The organism is Ramlibacter sp. PS4R-6, from assembly GCF_037572775.1.
Lineage (GTDB): Bacteria > Pseudomonadota > Gammaproteobacteria > Burkholderiales > Burkholderiaceae_C > Ramlibacter.
This window is the reverse complement of the sequence record NZ_JBBHKA010000001.1, coordinates 1,275,027-1,291,407: the sequence shown is the minus strand read 5'-3', so window position 1 is coordinate 1,291,407 and position 16,381 is coordinate 1,275,027. Positions and strand designations below refer to the sequence as shown.

12 protein-coding genes are annotated in these 16,381 nt (G+C 68.2%); all 12 read right to left on the bottom strand.

Going from position 1 to position 16,381, the window contains the following annotated elements:
- Positions 1 to 20 precede the first annotated feature (20 nt).
- Entirely contained in the window at positions 21 to 4,748 is a 4,728-nt protein-coding gene (locus WG903_RS06350; RefSeq protein ID WP_340073403.1) for a glutamate synthase-related protein, read from the bottom strand.
- A 182-nt stretch (positions 4,749 to 4,930) separates the two neighbouring features.
- Positions 4,931 to 5,620 (bottom strand): transposase, encoded by a 690-nt coding sequence (locus tag WG903_RS06345; protein WP_340073402.1) that lies wholly within the window; start codon positions 5,618 to 5,620, stop codon positions 4,931 to 4,933.
- Positions 5,621 to 5,672: 52 nt separating this feature from the next.
- Positions 5,673 to 6,509, bottom strand: a complete 837-nt coding sequence (locus WG903_RS06340; protein ID WP_340073400.1) for a class I SAM-dependent methyltransferase — start codon at positions 6,507 to 6,509, stop codon at positions 5,673 to 5,675.
- Positions 6,506 to 7,060, bottom strand: coding sequence for a DUF1415 domain-containing protein (locus tag WG903_RS06335; RefSeq protein WP_340073398.1), 555 nt, complete (start codon positions 7,058 to 7,060; stop codon positions 6,506 to 6,508). Before WG903_RS06335 ends, WG903_RS06340 begins: the two co-directional genes overlap by 4 nt.
- Positions 7,061 to 7,070: 10 nt before the next feature.
- Positions 7,071 to 8,249, bottom strand: coding sequence for an MFS transporter (locus WG903_RS06330; RefSeq protein WP_340073397.1), 1,179 nt, complete (start codon positions 8,247 to 8,249; stop codon positions 7,071 to 7,073).
- Positions 8,246 to 9,376: a deoxyguanosinetriphosphate triphosphohydrolase gene (locus WG903_RS06325; RefSeq protein WP_340073395.1), complete on the bottom strand. Its 1,131-nt coding sequence runs from the start codon at positions 9,374 to 9,376 to the stop codon at positions 8,246 to 8,248. Before WG903_RS06325 ends, WG903_RS06330 begins: the two co-directional genes overlap by 4 nt.
- A gap of 4 nt (positions 9,377 to 9,380) precedes the next feature.
- The gene (aroB, locus tag WG903_RS06320) at positions 9,381 to 10,466 is read right to left on the bottom strand and encodes a 3-dehydroquinate synthase (protein WP_340073393.1); all 1,086 of its coding nucleotides are present in this window, start codon (positions 10,464 to 10,466) and stop codon (positions 9,381 to 9,383) included.
- A 10-nt stretch (positions 10,467 to 10,476) separates the two neighbouring features.
- Positions 10,477 to 11,004 (bottom strand): shikimate kinase, encoded by a 528-nt coding sequence (locus WG903_RS06315; protein WP_340073392.1) that lies wholly within the window; start codon positions 11,002 to 11,004, stop codon positions 10,477 to 10,479.
- A 10-nt stretch (positions 11,005 to 11,014) separates the two neighbouring features.
- Complete coding sequence (locus tag WG903_RS06310; RefSeq protein ID WP_340073391.1) at positions 11,015 to 13,012, bottom strand: hypothetical protein; 1,998 nt, start codon at positions 13,010 to 13,012, stop codon at positions 11,015 to 11,017.
- Between the two features lie 34 nt (positions 13,013 to 13,046).
- Positions 13,047 to 15,173: a type IV pilus secretin PilQ gene (pilQ, locus tag WG903_RS06305; RefSeq protein WP_340073390.1), complete on the bottom strand. Its 2,127-nt coding sequence runs from the start codon at positions 15,171 to 15,173 to the stop codon at positions 13,047 to 13,049.
- Entirely contained in the window at positions 15,170 to 15,706 is a 537-nt protein-coding gene (locus WG903_RS06300; RefSeq protein ID WP_340073389.1) for a pilus assembly protein PilP, read from the bottom strand. Before WG903_RS06300 ends, pilQ begins: the two co-directional genes overlap by 4 nt.
- A complete protein-coding gene (locus WG903_RS06295; RefSeq protein ID WP_340073388.1) occupies positions 15,703 to 16,380 on the bottom strand; it encodes a type 4a pilus biogenesis protein PilO in 678 nt (225 codons plus the stop codon). Before WG903_RS06295 ends, WG903_RS06300 begins: the two co-directional genes overlap by 4 nt.
- Position 16,381: the final 1 nt, after the last annotated feature.

Sequence of the window (16,381 nt, the reverse complement as noted above, 5' to 3'; positions counted from 1 at the left end):
TCTTCTTGCTCCTCAGGTCCTTACTTGGCTGCCACGGTTTCGTGCTTCATCGCCACGCTGGCGTTGGCGCCGGCGCTGGCGGCTTCGACCTCGCGGTCGTACATCTCGATCAGCGCGCGCTTGTATTCGTTCGGGAACACCTTCACGAACTTCTGGCGGGCGGTGGCCCAGTCGTCGAGCAGGTCGCGGGCGCGGCGGCTGCCGGTCCAGCGGTTGTGCTCCTCGAGCAGCTTCTTGAGCAGTTGCTCGTCGGTCTGGTCCTTGTGCAGGCGCGTGCGGCTGGTGGCCGCCTGCTCGGTCGACGAGAACACGCGCTCCAGCGACACCATCGAGGTGTTGCAGCGGCTCGCGAACTGGCCGTCCTCGTCGTACACGTAGGCGATGCCGCCCGACATGCCGGCGGCGAAATTGCGGCCGGTCTTGCCCAGCACCACCACCGTGCCGCCCGTCATGTACTCGCAGCCGTGGTCGCCGGTGCCTTCGACAACCGCCGTCGCACCGGACAGGCGCACGGCGAAGCGCTCGCCCGCGACGCCGCTGAAGAAGGCCTCGCCGCTCGTCGCGCCGTACAGCGCCGTGTTGCCGATGATGATGTTCTGCGTGGCGACGCCGCGGAAATCGATCGAGGGACGCACGACGACGCGGCCGCCCGACAGGCCCTTGCCCGTGTAGTCGTTGGCATCGCCGATCAGGTACAGCGTGACGCCGCGGCACAGGAACGCGCCGAACGACTGCCCGCCCGTGCCTTCCATCTGGATGAACACCGTGTGATCGGGCAGGCCTTCGGGGTGGACCTTGGTGATCGCGCCCGACAGCATGGCGCCGACGGAGCGGTTCACGTTGCGTGCCACTTCGATGAACTGCACCTTCTCGCCGCGCTCGATGGCCGCGCGCGACTTCTCGATGAGGACGTTGTCCAGGCTCTTCTTCAGGCCGTGGTCCTGCTCCTCGACCTGGAAGCGCGCGACATCGGCCGGCACGTTGGGCCGCGCGAACAGGCGCGTGAAGTCCAGGCCCCGGGCCTTCCAGTGCTCGATGCCCTTCTTCATGTCGAGCAAGTCGGTGCGGCCGATCAGCTCGTCGAAGGTGCGGATGCCCAGCTGCGCCATGATCTGGCGCACTTCCTCGGCAACGAAGAAGAAGTAGTTGACGACGTGCTCGGGCTTGCCCGCGAACTTCTTGCGCAGCACCGGGTCCTGCGTGGCCACGCCCACCGGGCAGGTGTTCAGGTGGCACTTGCGCATCATGATGCAGCCCTCGACCACCAGCGGCGCAGTGGCGAAGCCGAATTCGTCGGCGCCCAGGATCGCGCCGATGGCGACGTCCCGGCCGGTCTTCATCTGGCCGTCGGCCTGCACCCGGATGCGGCCGCGCAGGCGGTTGAGCACCAGCGTCTGCTGCGTTTCGGCCAGGCCGATCTCCCACGGCGAGCCCGCGTGCTTGATCGACGACCACGGCGAGGCGCCCGTGCCGCCGTCATGGCCCGCGATCACCACGTGGTCGGCCTTGCACTTGGCAACGCCCGCGGCAATCGTGCCCACGCCCACTTCGGACACCAGCTTGACGCTGATCGACGCGTGCGCGGCGACGTTCTTCAGGTCGTGAATGAGCTGCGCCAGGTCTTCGATCGAATAGATGTCGTGGTGCGGCGGCGGCGAGATGAGGCCCACGCCGGGCACCGAGTAGCGCAGCTTGCCGATGTACTTGGACACCTTGCCGCCGGGAAGCTGGCCGCCTTCGCCGGGCTTGGCGCCCTGCGCCATCTTGATCTGCACCTGGTCGGCGGACGTGAGGTATTCCGCGGTCACGCCGAAGCGGCCGGAAGCGACCTGCTTGATCTTCGAGCGCATCGAATCGCCCGCGTTCAGCGCGTAGTCGACTTCGACGATGTCGTGGCCCAGGATCTCGCCGATGGTCTGGCCCTGCTTGATCGGGATGCCCTTGAGTTCCTGGCGGTAGCGCACCGGGTCTTCGCCACCTTCGCCCGTGTTGCTCTTGCCGCCGATGCGGTTCATGGCGACGGCCAGGGTGGCATGCGCCTCGGTGGAGATGGAGCCGAGCGACATCGCGCCGGTGGCGAAGCGCTTGACGATCTCCTTCGCGGGCTCGACCTCGTCGACCGGGATCGCCTTGGAGGGATCGATCCTGAACTCGAACAGGCCGCGCAGCGTCATGTGGCGCTTGCTCTGGTCGTTGATCAGCTGGGCGTACTCCTTGTACGTGTTCCAGTTGTTGGCGCGTGCGGCATGCTGCAGCTTGGCGATCGCGTCCGGCGACCACATGTGCTCCTCGCCGCGCACGCGCCAGGCGTACTCGCCGCCGGCGTCGAGCATGTTGGCCAGCACCGGGTCGTCACCGAAAGCCGCCTTGTGCATGCGGACCGTTTCCTGCGCGATCTCGAACACGCCGATGCCCTCGATGCGGCTCGAAGTGCCGGTGAAGTACTTGTCGATCGTGTCGCTGTTGATGCCGATGGCCTCGAACAGCTGCGCGCCGCAGTAGGACATGTAGGTCGACACGCCCATCTTGGACATGATCTTGGACAGGCCCTTGCCGACCGCCTTGACGTAGTTGTAGATGGCCTTGTCGGGGTTCAGCTCGCCCGGCAGGTCCTTGTGGATGGAGACCAGCGTCTCCATCGCGAGGTAGGGGTGCACGGCCTCGGCGCCGTAGCCGGCCAGCACGCCGAAGTGATGCACTTCGCGCGCGGAGCCCGTCTCCACCACGAGGCCGGCCGTCGTGCGCAGGCCTTCGCGGATCAGGTGCTGGTGGATGGACGACAGCGCCAGCAGCGCGGGGATCGCCACCTGCGTCGGCGACACGCCGCGGTCGCTGATGATCAGGATGTTCGCGCCGCCCTTGATCGCATCGACCGCCTCGGCGTTGATCGAGGCGAGCTTGGCCTCGACGCCTTCGCTTCCCCATGCGACCGGGTAGGTGATGTCCAGCGTGTAGCTGCGGAACTTGCCGTGCGTGATCTTGTCGATGTCGCGCAGCTTGGCCATGTCGGCGAAGTCGAGGATCGGCTGCGACACCTCCAGGCGCATCGGCGGGTTGACCTGGTTGATGTCCAGCAGGTTCGGCTTCGGGCCGATGAACGAGACGAGCGACATCACGATCGCTTCGCGGATCGGGTCGATCGGCGGGTTCGTCACCTGCGCGAACAGCTGCTTGAAGTAGTTGTAGAGCGGCTTGTCCTTGCTGGACAGAACGGCCAGCGGGCTGTCGTTGCCCATCGAGCCGATGCCTTCTTCGCCGGCCTGCGCCATCGGCGAGATCAGGAACTTGATGTCTTCCTGCGTGTAGCCGAAGGCCTGCTGGCGGTCGAGCAGCTCGACGTCGCTGGGCGGGATCGTGCCCGACGTATCCGTCAGGTCATCGAGCTTGATGCGCAGGTTCTCGATCCACTGCTTGTAAGGCTTGCTATTCGCGAGCGAGGCCTTGAGCTCCTCGTCGTCGATCATCCGGCCCTGCTCCAGGTCGATCAGGAACATCTTGCCGGGCTGCAGGCGCCACTTGCGCACGATCTTGTTTTCCGGCACCGGCAGCACGCCGGATTCCGAAGCCATGATCACGAGGTCGTCGTCGGTGACGCAATAGCGCGAGGGACGCAGGCCGTTGCGGTCCAGCGTGGCGCCGATCTGGCGGCCGTCGGTGAACACGATGGAAGCGGGGCCGTCCCACGGCTCCAGCATCGCGGCGTGGTATTCGTAGAACGCCTTGCGGCGCTCGTCCATCAGCGTGTGCTGCTCCCACGGCTCGGGGATCATCATCATCACCGCCTGCGCCAGCGGGTAGCCCGCCATCGTCAGCAGCTCGAGGCAGTTGTCGAACGTGGCCGTGTCGGACTGCGTCGGGAAGGAGATGGGGTAGAGCTTCTTCAGGTCGGCGGCGAGCACCGGCGAAGACATCACGCCTTCGCGCGCGCGCATCCAGTTGTAGTTGCCCTTGACCGTGTTGATTTCGCCGTTGTGCGCGACATAGCGGTAGGGGTGCGCGAGCGGCCACTCGGGGAATGTGTTCGTCGAGAAGCGCTGGTGCACGAGCGCCAATGCGGAAATGCAGCGCGGGTCGCGCAGGTCCGAGTAGTACTGGCCGACCTGGTCAGCCAGCAGCAGGCCCTTGTAGATCACCGTGCGGCTGGACATCGAGGGGACGTAGTACTCCTTCGAGTGCTTCAGCTTCAGGTTCTGGATCGCGGCGCTGGCGGTCTTGCGGATCACGTACAGCTTGCGCTCCAGCGCGTCCTGCACGATCACGTCGTGCCCGCGGCCGATGAAGATCTGCCGCAGGATCGGCTCCTTGGCCTTCACTGTGGGCGACATCGGCATGGCGTGGTCGACCGGCACGTCGCGCCAGCCGAGCAGCACCTGGCCTTCGACCTTCACCGCGCGCTCGAGCTCCTGCTCGCAGGCCAGGCGCGATGCGTGTTCCTTCGGCAGGAAGATCATGCCGACGCCGTACTCGCCGACCGGCGGCAGCTCGACGCCCTGCTTGGCCATCTCGTCCCGATAGAGCGTGTCGGGCAGTTGCAGCAGGATGCCGGCCCCGTCGCCCATCAGCTTGTCGGCGCCGACGGCACCGCGGTGGTCCAGGTTCTCCAGGATCTTCAGGCCCTGCTGGACGATCGCATGGCTCTTCTCGCCCTTGATGTGGGCAACGAAGCCGACCCCGCAGGCATCGTGTTCGTGGGCGGCCGAATACAGGCCTTCGTGTTGGAGGTGTTCGATCTCGGCGGCCGTCGTCATGGCGCCCTCCTCGTGTTGCTGCGGGTTCGACATAGGGGAAACGAGCATACTGCGCCGCAACACCCTTGGCCAGCAAAATAATTGGGGTCAGATTCTAATTAATTGACTACTTGACGCTGGGAGATGAAATAGGGGACAGATCAATCCCGGACATGGTCTTGCCGCTCGCCTTCTGGGCGCCGTCAACGCGCGATGCGGGGACGGCCGGCCTTGGCCTTGCTCACGCGCCGCTCCGTGCGCCGCTGCAGGTCGGCGACGTAGTCCGGCTCGCCCAAGGCCCAGCCCCGGAAGGTTGCTTCAGTGAGCGCTTGCTGCTGCTTGGAGCCAATCCCGGCAGACACCAAGTCGGCATATGCCTGCTCGCGGGCGAACGGGGTGTTGCCCAGCTCCCAGTACAGGGGATGGGGTGTGATGAGCTTGTCGGCGCGCCTGCCCGTGTAGTGCAGGTAGCTGCACCAGAGGTAGTCGGCCGGATTCGCGACGAGCCCGGCCCGCACCGGGTTGAGGTCGATATAGACCATGCACGCCAGCAGGTAGCGCTCGGCCTGGATCAGCGTCGACTTGTAGCGCCCTTCCCAGAGCGTGCCGGTGCGGCCCTGGCGCTTGTTGAAGCCGCGCACGTAGCTGCGTCCCACCGCCTGCAGCAACTGCGGCACGCCGTCTTCGGTCTGCGGCGTCGCCAGCAGGTGGAAGTGGTTGCTCATCAGCACGTAGCCGTGCACCGCCACCTCGAACTTCTTCGCGTACTCCTCCAGCAGTTCCAGCAAGGCTTCGTAGTCGCTGCGGTCGGAAAAGATCGCCTGACGATTGTTGCCCCGCTGGATGATGTGGTGCGGGTAGCCGGGGAGCGTGAGGCGGGGAAGGCGGGCCATGCGATCGGGGGGTCGCCCGATCATAAATTGGAATCTGACCCCAATTAACCAATTAAAGGCCGGGGAAGCGGGGGGACTCGAGAGACGAGAGGCCGAACTCGGCGAGGATCGCGCGCAGGCGCTCGGCGGACGCGCGGCGGCGCTGGCCGGTGTGGCTGGCCAGGATCAATTCATTCTTCAGGCTGTGCTCCCAGCCCACCAGCTCGGTCACGGTGACCTGGTAGCCCATGGCCTCGAGGTACAGGCAGCGCAGGACGTTCGTCAGCTGGCTGCCCATCTCGCGCGTGTGCAAGGGGTGCCGCCACAGCTCCGCCAGCGGCGTGCGCGCCAGCGACAGCGCCTTGCTTTGCCGCAGGCAGGCCGCCACTTCGGCCTGGCAGCACGGCACCAGCACCATGTGCCGTGCGTGCTTGCGCAGCCCGAAGGCGATCGCGTCGTCGGTCGCCGTGTCGCACGCATGCAGCGCAGTCACCACGTCGATGCGATCCGGCAGGGCCGCGTCGGTCGCCGCGTCGGCCGCCGCGATGTTCAGGAACGACATGCGGTCGAAGCCGAGCACACGCGCCAGCTCGCGCGACTTCTGCACGAGCTCAGGGCGCGTCTCGATGCCGTAGATGTGCCCGCGCCCCAGCGGCTTGAAGAACAGGTCGTACAGCACGAAGCCCAGGTAGGACTTGCCCGCGCCGTGGTCGGCCAGCGTCGGCCCGCCCTCCTCGACCGGCACCTGCTGCAGCACCTTCTCGATGAACTGCACCAGGTGGTTCACCTGCTTGAGCTTGCGCCGCGAGTCCTGGTTGATGCGCCCGTCGCGGGTGACGATGTGCAGCTCCTTCAGCAGCTCGACCGACTGCCCGGGCTTCAGCTCCAGCTGCTGCGCCACGTCCTTCATTGCGTCGGCCCCACGCCCAGCGCCGCCCAGCCGTCGGCGCCCATGCGCTGCAGCGTCTCGATGTTGGCCTCGTAGATCGCCGCGGGATCCGGGAAGGCTTCGACGGCGCGCGTGATGCTCTCTTCGCGCAGCAGGTGCAGCGTCGGCCACGGCGAGCGGTTCGTGCAGTTCGCGACGTCGTCCTCGCCCGCGCCTTCGAAGCGGTAGTGCGGGTGGAAACTCGCCACCTGGATCACTCCCTCGAGACCGCGTTTGCGCACCAGGCGATCGGCCCGCGACAGGAAGTCGTTGAACTCGAGGAAGTCGTGCAGCGCGTGCGGAACGACGAGCAAGGTGGTTTCACGCACCGCCGCGTCGGCAGCCACGAGCGCATCGAGTTCGTTCGCGAAATCCTCGAGGACCCCGTGGCCATCGGTCGCCGCGCTGACGGCGCAGTGCACCAGCCCCTTCACGTGCACGGCCCTCGCGAAGGGACACAGGTTCAGCCCGATCACCGCACGCTCGAGCCAGCGCAGCGTGTCGCGGGCATGAACATCGTCGGCGGTTGGCATGGACCAAATTCTAGTGAGCACGTGCGGGTTGCCGGGCGATGAGCGCCGCGATGCACAGCCCGGCCGTGGCAAAGGCCGCGGTGACGGCGCCGCTCCATTGCCAGCCGCCAACGGCGGACGCGACGGCCGCCACGATGGGCGGCCCTGCGAACTGGCCGAAGGCCGACCACTGCTGCATCCAGCCGACTGTCGTCGACACGGTTTCCTCGCCGGGCGCGAGCCGCACGCCCAGGGAGAACAAGGTGCCCGGGATCAGGCCGCCAAGCATCGAGAACAACAGCGCGCCGGCATAGCGCAAGGGTGCCGCGACTTCGGCGAAGGCGAAGACCGCGCCGACCGCCATCGCGACGAACCCCGCCGCGAGCAGGCGTTGCGGCTTCGCGCCCCGTTGCAGCCAACGCCCGGCCACGACGTTGCCTGCCATGTTCACCACTGCGACGAGCGCAGTGGCCGCACCGGCCCACGTGGCCGCGACCCCGGCCTGGGCATAGACCGTCGGCAGGAAGCCGATCAGCGACAGCCACTGCGCCGAATACACGCCGAAGCACAGGGCAACGAGCCAGGGCCCGGGCGCACGCAAGGTGGTGCGCAGGCGCGCGGCCCACGGCCTTGCTGCTACAGCGCCTTCGTTTGCGGAAGCCGGCAGCGCCCATGCCACCACGGCCGACATCGCACCGGCAACGACGGCGAGCACGGCCCACCAGCCGCGCCAGTCGATGGCCGCCATGACGAGCGGGCCCGCCACCAGCGCGAGCGCCGTGCCGAGCGGCATGTACGCGCCCCACCAGCCAAGCGCCGCATTGACGCGGCGCGGCTCGACGAGCCGCCGGATCAGGCTGGGCGCGGGCATCGAAGCCAGCAGGAAACCCAGGCCCTCGACGGCGCGCAGCGCCATCAGCGTCGCCGCGTCCTGCGCGAGCGCACCGAGCGCGCTCGCGGCCGCGAGCAGCGCGAGCCCTTGCGCCATCGTGCGCCGCAGGCCCAGCGCGTCCGCCGCGAGGCCGACGGCCAGCCCGAGCACCATGCCCGCGAACTGGACCAGCGACAGCAGGAAGCCCGCCTGCACCAGCGTGATGTGCAGCGCGTCGCGCAGCACCGGGATCGCCGTGGGCAGCTTGCCGACGTGCAGCGCCGCGGCGACGCCGCCGGCGACCACGACCAGCGCGGGGTCCAGGCGGTGCGCGGTCACGCCAGCAGCTTGCGCCCGGTCAGGCGCTCGTGTTCGCGTGAGGCGAAGCGATCCGTCATGCCGGCGATGTAGTCCGCGACCGAACGCGCCGAGTCGGGCCGCGCGGCGAAATCCGCCTGCATCTGCGCCGGGTCCGCCACGTACACATCGAACAGCTCGCGCACGATCTGCTTCGCGTGGCCGGTCACCGCCATCACCTGCGGATGGCGGTACAGGTTGTGCAGCAGGAAGCGCTTGAGCGCGGCCGACTCCTGCTGCATGCCGGCACTGAACCCGACGAGGGGGGCAGCGCGGCGTGCCGCGTCCGCATCCTCCGGCCGCACGCGCGCCAACGCATCGCTGGTGGTTGCGATCACGTCGTACACCTGCGTGCTGAGCATGCGCCGGATCGCTTCGTAGAGCACGCGGCGCCCGCGCAGCTGCGGGTGGTCGCGCAGGGTTTCGGTGCGAAAGCGCTCGAACAGCGGCACCGCTTCGAGCTGCTCCACCGTCACCAGGCCCGAGCGCACGCCGTCGTCGATGTCATGGGCGTTGTAGGCAATCTCGTCGGCCAGGTTGCACAGCTGGGCCTCCAGGCTTGGCTGGGTGCGCTCGATGAAGCGCCGGCCCACGCCGCCCGGCTCCTGTTCCTCCAGCTTGCGCGCGTTCGCCGGCGAGCAATGCTTCAGGATGCCTTCGCGCGTCTCGAAGGTGAGGTTCAGCCCGTCGAAAGCGGGATAGCGTTCCTCGAGCTTGTCGACCACGCGCAGGCTCTGCAGGTTGTGCTCGAAGCCGCCGTGATCGCGCATGCACTCGTGCAGCGCGTCCTGCCCGGCGTGGCCGAAAGGCGTGTGGCCCAGGTCGTGCGCGAGGGCGATCGCCTCGACCAGGTCCTCGTTCAGCCCCAGCGGCCGCGCGATCGATCGTGCGAGCTGTGCGACCTCCAGCGAATGCGTCAGGCGCGTGCGGAACAGGTCGCCTTCGTGGTTGAGGAACACCTGCGTCTTGTAGACGAGGCGCCGGAAGGCGGTGGAATGGACGATGCGGTCGCGGTCGCGCTGGAACTCGGTGCGCGTCGGCGCCGGTGCTTCGGCGCGGCGCCTGCCGCGCGACTGCGCGGGGTCGCAGGCATACGGCGCGAGGTCCATCGCCTCAGGCCGTCGCCGTGCAGCGCTCGATCACGTCACGCACCAATGCATCGGGCGCGGGCCGCATGGACGCGCTGCCCGGCTTGTCGATGACGACGAAGCGGATTTCGCCCGCCTCCGCCTTCTTGTCGACGCGCATGAGTTCGATGAATCGGTCCGCGCCCAGGGCCGGCGCGCGCACCGGCAGCCCCGCGTCGCGCAGGATGCGCGTCAGCCGCTCGACGAAGGCGGCGTCGACCAGGCCGAGGCCCTGCGAGAGATGCGCCGCCATCACCATGCCGCAGCCCACGGCTTCGCCATGCAGCCACTCGCCATAGCCCAGGCCGGCCTCGATCGCATGGCCGAAGGTGTGCCCGAAATTGAGGATCGCGCGCAGCCCCGACTCCCGCTCGTCCTGGCCGACGACGGCGGCCTTGATCTCGCAGCTGCGGCGCACGGCGTGCGCGAGCAGCGCGGGCTCGCGCGCCATCAGGCCCGCGAGGTTCGTTTCGATCCAGTCGAGGAAGGCCATGTCGGCGATCGGGCCGTACTTGATCACTTCCGCGAGCCCCGCGCTGAACTCACGCGCCGGCAGCGTGGCCAGCGTGTCCAGGTCGCAGACGACCAGGCGCGGCTGGTAGAACGCGCCGATCATGTTCTTGCCCAGCGGGTGGTTGACGGCGGTCTTGCCGCCGACCGAGGAGTCCACCTGCGCCAGCAAGGTGGTGGGCACCTGCACGAAGGGCACGCCCCGCATGTACGACGCAGCCGCAAAGCCCGCCATGTCGCCGACGACGCCGCCGCCCAGCGCATAGACCACCGTCTTGCGGTCGCAGCCGTGGGCCAGCAAGGCGTCGAAGATGCGGTTGAGCACCTGCCAGTTCTTGTGCTCCTCGCCGTCGGGCAGTTCGACGATGTGCACCTTGGGGTGCCGCGCGGCGATGACGCGCGCGAGGCGCTGCGCATACAGCGGCGCGACCGTGGTGTTCGTGACGACGAGCGCTTGCGACGACGCCGGCGCGTCGGCCCACGCGCCGGCGTCGGCCAGCAGGCCGGGGCCGACCAGGATGCGATAGCTGCGCTCGCCCAGCGCGATCTCGATGGGGGACATGCCCGCCAGTTTAATTGCGCGCGGGGATCGCCCCCGCCAGCTCCAGCTGCATCAGGACCATGTTGACCAGCGTCGGCACCGAGGGACGTCCGGTCTCGATCACGAAATGCGCGGTCTCGCGGTACAGCGGGTCGCGCTGGGCATGCAGGTCGCGCAGTCGCTGGAGCGGGTCGTCGACCTGCAGCAGGGGCCGGGCCTTGTCGTGGCGCACGCGGCGGAACACCTCTTCGGGCGTGCTGTTCAGGTAGATCACGTGGCCGGCCGCATGCAAGGTGGCGCGGTTGGACTCACGGAGCACGGCGCCGCCGCCGGTGGCGATCACGCCGTCGTCCTGGGCGCACAGCTCTCGGATCACCTGCTCCTCGACGTCGCGGAACGCGACCTCGCCCTCGCGCTCGAAAAACGAACGGATCGAGCAGCCGATGCGCTGCTCGATCGCGTGGTCGACGTCCGTGAAGGTAAGGCCGAGGCGGCGCGCCAGCTGCCGCCCGACCGTGGATTTCCCGGAGCCGGGCAGGCCGACGAGGATCAGCCGCACGCCCGGCCGCTCAAGGCATCGTTGCCGTGCCCAGCAGGTTCTGCAGGCCCTTCGGCGACGTGGCCTTCACCGCCACCTTGGCGCCGGAGCACGTCGCCGCCGCGCCGCTCGCCTGGAGCAGGATCACGTGCGTCGTCGGGTTCGGCGTGCTGCCCACCGTGGACGGGAAGATCTGGTCGAGGCCGCAGCCCGTGCCGCCGGTGACCGTCGCGCTGATGGTCGTGCCCTTCGGCATGGCGTTGCCGTTGATGTCCGCGAGCGTGAAGCTCACCGTCATGCCGCTGGCCGTGAGGGTCGTCGCACCGGCGTGCTCGGACGAGAAGGCGATGACGGCCTGCTGGCGCACGCGGATGGGGCCCCAGACGCCGTCGCAGGTGTTGGCGACGTTCGCGATCAGGAAGCTGTTGGCCGTGCACGCCTGCGTGCCGATGCCGGAACCGGGCACCGAAGGATCGCCGATCTTCTGTTCGGTCGCCTGGCGGGTGCCGTCCTCGTTGATGTCGAGGAAGGGCTGGCCCATGTCGTAGAAGGTCTCGCCGGCGTCGTACTTGTTGTTGCCGTTCGCGTCCACGAACACTTCTTCGCCTTCCGCGTAAGCCAGGACCGTGACGCGGCCCACGCCCAGTGACGGGTCGGTGGGGCGGAATTCCTGGCTGATCAGCGACACCGTGCAACCCGACTTGCCGGCCGAGTCGATGGTCACCTGGCACGATGCGGTCACTTGCCCGCCTTCGGTCACGAAGCTGACAGGCGTGCCGGCGGGCACCGGCTGGCCGAGGCGGTCGGCCAGCAGCACCGTGAGCGTCGTCGACTCGCCGTCGTACTCCCAGCCCGAGATGTTCTGGCTGCTGAGCGAGAGCGAGAAGAACGCCTGGCTCGGGCGGCCGGAGTTCACCGACAGGCCGGCCGACGAGGCCGTGATGACGGGGTTGCTCACCAGCACCGCGGTGAGGGCCAGCGGCGTCGGGACTGCGCCGGCCGCGACGATCACGGAGACCTCGCCGTTGGTGTCCGTCGAAACCGTCTTCGGCGCCGTCGAGTTGGTATCGCCGAAGGTGACGCCCGCGGCGATGGCGGAAGTGGACAGCGACACGCGCACGTCGGTCGGCGTCGTGATCGCGGCGCCGCTCGCGTCGACGACCTTGAACTTCACGGTGGATTGCTTCACGCCGAAGGCGGCGACGGACGTGAAGATGGTCGACGGCGTGGCCGACACGAACAGCAGGTTCGTCGCGGTCGGCGTCTGCACGGTGACCGTGGTCTGCGCCGCGGTCGCCCCCACGGCCGTCGCCGTGAGCGTGGCGGTGCCGCCCGAGCAGCCGGTCGGCTGGTAGGTGGAGACGGCCTTGCTGCTGGAGTTCGAGTTCGTCGTCGCCGGGCTGAAGGTGCCGCAGCTGGCGCTGAACGTGACGGAGACCGGCGTGCCGGTCGCGGCCTGGCCGTTCACGGCCACGTCGACCGTGACGCCGGTGGACTGGAATGCCGTGAGCGATGTCTGCGCTGCCACCATGTTGCTCAGGGTGACGTTGGCCGGGGTCGTCTGGATGTCCATGGACGCCGTCAGCGCCGTGCCGTCGACGGTGGTGCCGACGGAGAGCGATTCGGCGCCCGTGGTCGTCAGGGACGCGGGCGCCACCTGCACGCGCGCAACGCCGGTCGAGTCGGTCAGCACCTGGCCCGAGGAAGGCGAGAAGACGACCAGGCCCGAGCCCGAGGAAAAGGAAACCAGCTTGTTCGCCACGACGGCGCCGGTCTTGTCGGTCACCGTCGCCTTGGCGAAGGTGGCCACGCCCGAGGTGACGGTGTGGCTGGTGATCGCCGTGTCCGAGGCGTCGACGAGGGCGAAGGTGAGGGTCGGGGTGCCGGTGGGGGTTCCGCCCGTGCCGCCCGTGCCGCCGCCGTTGCCACCGCTGCCGGACGTGGCTCCGGGGCTGCCGCCGCCTCCACCGCACGCGGCAACGGCCACGGCAAACAGCACCGTGGCAATGCGTTGGGTCAACTTCTTCATGTGCATTTCCTGGGTTTCGACTTTCAGTTGGCGTCTAACGGGCCGCTGCGCGGTCCGTGATCATCTTCGGCGTGATGAACACGAGCATTTCCTGCTTGTTCGTGCTGCGCGAACGCGCCTTGAACAGGTTGCCCGCGAACGGGATGTCGCCGAGCAGCGGCACCTTGGTCTCGGACTCGCTCTCCGTCAGCTCGAAGATGCCGCCGATCACCACCGTGCCGCCGTTTTCCACCAGCACCTGCGTCTTGATGTGCTTCGTGTTGATGGCGATGCCTGCAGCCGTGGTCTCGCCGCGGCTGTCCTTGTTGATGTCCAGGTCCAGCAGGATGTTGCCCTCGGGCGTGATCTGCGGCGTCACCTCGAGCTTGAGCGTGGCGCGGCGGAACGACACCGAGGTCGCGCCGCTGGACGTGGCCTGCTGGTACGGGAATTCCGTGCCCTGCTCGATCAGCGCCTTCTGGTTGTGCGCCGTGACGATGCGCGGGCTGGACACGAGCTTGCCCTTGCCGTCCGCCTCCAGCGCCGTGAGCTCCAGGTTCAGGAAGCGGTTCGCGGCAGCCGAGAAGAGCGAGATGGCGAATGCCGAGGGCGTGTAGCCGCCCTGGCCCGTCGCCGGCAGGTTGACGAAGCTGGTGTTCAGCGTGCTCGGCACCGCGGCCGACTCGCCAGTCTGGCCGGTCACGGCGTCGTAGCTGCCGCCGATGGAGAAGCGCGTGTTGCTGTTGCCGATCTGGTAGCCGGGGTCGCCGCCGCGAATGCCGCGCAGGTCGCTGCCGCCCAGGCGCACGCCCAGCGAACGGCCGAACGAATCGGAAGCCTCGACGATGCGCGCCTCGATCAGCACCTGGCGCACGGGGATGTCCAGGCGCGCGATCATGTCGCGCACCGCGTCCAGCCGCGAGCCGATGTCGGTGACGAACACCTGGTTCGTGCGCGGCTCGGCGATCACGCTGCCGCGCGCGGTGATGATGCGCGCCGCGCCCGTGCCGGCGCTCAGTTGCGCCGCGATGTCGGCAGCCTTCGTGTAATTGAGCTGGAACGCTTCCGTGCGCACGGGCTCCAGGCTCTGGATCTGGGCGCGCGACTCGAGGTCGATCTTTTCCTTCGCGGCGATCTCGTCCTTGGGCGCGATCCACAGCACGTTGCCGGTCTTGCGCATGCCCAGGCCCTTGGCCTGCAGCACGATGTCCAGCGCCTGGTCCCAGGGCACGTCCTTCAGGCGCAGCGTGACGGAGCCGGAGACGGAGTCGGACGTCACCACGTTGAAGTTCGTGAAGTCGGCGATCACCTGCAGGAGCGCGCGCACTTCGATGTTCTGGAAGTTCAGCGACAGCTTCTCGCCCCCGAACCCCGGGCCCTGCGACAGCTTGTTCGGGTCGACCTTCAGCTGGCGCACTTCAACGACGAACTGGTTGTCGCTCTGGTAGGCGCTGTGCTCCCACAGGCCGCGCGGCTCGATGGTCACGCGCACGCGGTCGCCGACCTGCGTGGTGGTCACGGTCTGGATCGGCGTGCCGAAGTCGGTCACGTCCAGGCGGCGGCGCAGGCCCTCGGGCAGCGAGGACTTCAGGAAGTCCACGATCAGGCTCTGGCCCTGCTGGCGGATGTCCACGCCGATCTGGTTGCTCGGCAGGGAGACGATGACGCGGCCGGAGGCATCGGTGCCCCGGCGGAAGTCGAGGTCGCGGACCGGCTGCACTTCCACGTTGCGGCTCTCGGCGAACGCGGATTGCTGCGCCGGCGCCGGGGCGGCGGCCACGGCGTTGTCGAAGATCACGAGGAGCGACTTGCCCTGCAGCTGCGCGCGGTAGCCCGACGGCGCCTTGAGGTTGACGACCAGGCGCGTGCGGTCGCCGGCCTGCACCACGTTGACCGAGCGCACGTTGCCCTGGTTGATCTCCACCGTGTTGCGGCCGAGGCCGTTGGACGCGCCGGGCACGTCGAGCGCGACTCGCGCGGGCGCCTGGATCGAAAAGCCCGCGGGCACGGCGGCGAGGGGCTGCGTGAAGTCGATGCGAATGACCTCGACGCCGCCCTGGATGGAGCCGGTGACGGCCTCGACGGCATTCTGGGCGTACGCGGGAAGGGCCAGGACCGCGGTGGCGAAGGCGAGCGCGAACGCCCGGGCCTTCCCCCACGTCGTCTTCATGTTGTTGTTCATCTCGACCTCTCTTGCAGTTGCAATGTGGCTTGGCGCTCGGTCCATTCGCCCGCGGCGTCCTGCACGATCTCGCGCAGCACGATCTCGGTCTCGCTGACCTTGACGATCTTTCCGTAGTTCTGGCCGAGGTAGTTGCCGGGCTTGACCTGGTACAGGAGGTTGTCCACGCGCAGCAGCGCGACGGGCTGCCCTTCCTTGAGCAGGGAGCCGACCATCTTCATCGAGTCGAGGGGGTAGGCCTCCAGCGGTTCCTTGCGGCGCGCCAGTTCCGGCGCCACGAGCGCGGCGTTCGAGGTGGACTGCGACGACTCGCGCTTGAGCGCCTGCGTGAGCTTCACGTTCGAGAACGGGTCCGTCGTGCCTTCCTGCGTGTAGGGCTGCGGCGTGAACTTCTTGGGCTCGGGGATGGGCGTGACGTGCGGCTTGGTGGCCGAACGCTGGTCCTTCATCCACGCCTGCAATTCTTCCTGCCCGGACGCGCCGCAGCCGGCGACGAGGACGCCGGCGCAGAGGGCGATGAGGCGCGACTTCATTTCTTGGCTCCCGCGGCCGGCTTCTGGGTCTTCCGCTGGGCGTTGACCTCCTCATTGTCGAGGTAGCGGAAGGTCTTGGCCGTGGCGTCCATCACAAGAGTGCCGTCCTTGGCCGGCGTGACCTGCAGGTTGTTCAGCGTCACGATGCGAGAGAGGTTCGCGATGTCCGAGGCGAAGGAGCCGACGTCGTGGAAGCGGCCGGTCACCTTGATGGCGATGGGCAGCTCGGCGTAGTACTCGCGCACGCTCACCTGGCCGGGGCGGAACAGCTCGAAGCTCAGGCTGCGGCCCAGGCCCGCCTGGTTGATGTCCGACAGCAGGGCGTCCATCTCGGCCTTGCTGGGAAGCTGCTTCTCGAGCTGCGTCACGTATTGCTGCACCTGCTCGCGCTGCTTCTTGAGCGCATCGAGGTTGATCGCCTCGCCGAGCTTCTTCTTGAAGTCCTCGCGCAGGGCGATCTCCTTCTTTTCCTCGGCCTGCAGCTGCTCGTCGACCGTGGACAGCCAGACGAACCACAGGGCCGTGACGATGGCGGCCATGAGCGCGACGCAGATCGCGATGCGCGGCAGGATCGGCCAGGACGGGGGGTCGTTGGGGTTCAGGCCGCGGAACTGGCCGAGCAGCGCGTTCTGGAGGGCGCCGGCGTCCAACTTGGGCAGGGTGGCTGTGGCCATG

Bases quoted from the DNA above. Each gene is read 5' to 3' on its own strand.
- WG903_RS06350 (WP_340073403.1), bottom strand. From the start codon at position 4,748: ATGACGACGGCCGCCGAGATCGAACACCTCCAACACGAAGGCCTGTAT.
- WG903_RS06345 (WP_340073402.1), bottom strand. From the start codon at position 5,620: ATGGCCCGCCTTCCCCGCCTCACGCTCCCCGGCTACCCGCACCACATC.
- WG903_RS06340 (WP_340073400.1), bottom strand. From the start codon at position 6,509: ATGAAGGACGTGGCGCAGCAGCTGGAGCTGAAGCCCGGGCAGTCGGTC.
- WG903_RS06335 (WP_340073398.1), bottom strand. From the start codon at position 7,060: ATGCCAACCGCCGACGATGTTCATGCCCGCGACACGCTGCGCTGGCTC.
- WG903_RS06325 (WP_340073395.1), bottom strand. From the start codon at position 9,376: ATGGACCTCGCGCCGTATGCCTGCGACCCCGCGCAGTCGCGCGGCAGG.
- aroB (WP_340073393.1), bottom strand. From the start codon at position 10,466: ATGTCCCCCATCGAGATCGCGCTGGGCGAGCGCAGCTATCGCATCCTG.
- WG903_RS06310 (WP_340073391.1), bottom strand. From the start codon at position 13,012: ATGAAGAAGTTGACCCAACGCATTGCCACGGTGCTGTTTGCCGTGGCC.
- pilQ (WP_340073390.1), bottom strand. From the start codon at position 15,173: ATGAACAACAACATGAAGACGACGTGGGGGAAGGCCCGGGCGTTCGCG.
- WG903_RS06300 (WP_340073389.1), bottom strand. From the start codon at position 15,706: ATGAAGTCGCGCCTCATCGCCCTCTGCGCCGGCGTCCTCGTCGCCGGC.
- WG903_RS06295 (WP_340073388.1), bottom strand. From the start codon at position 16,380: ATGGCCACAGCCACCCTGCCCAAGTTGGACGCCGGCGCCCTCCAGAAC.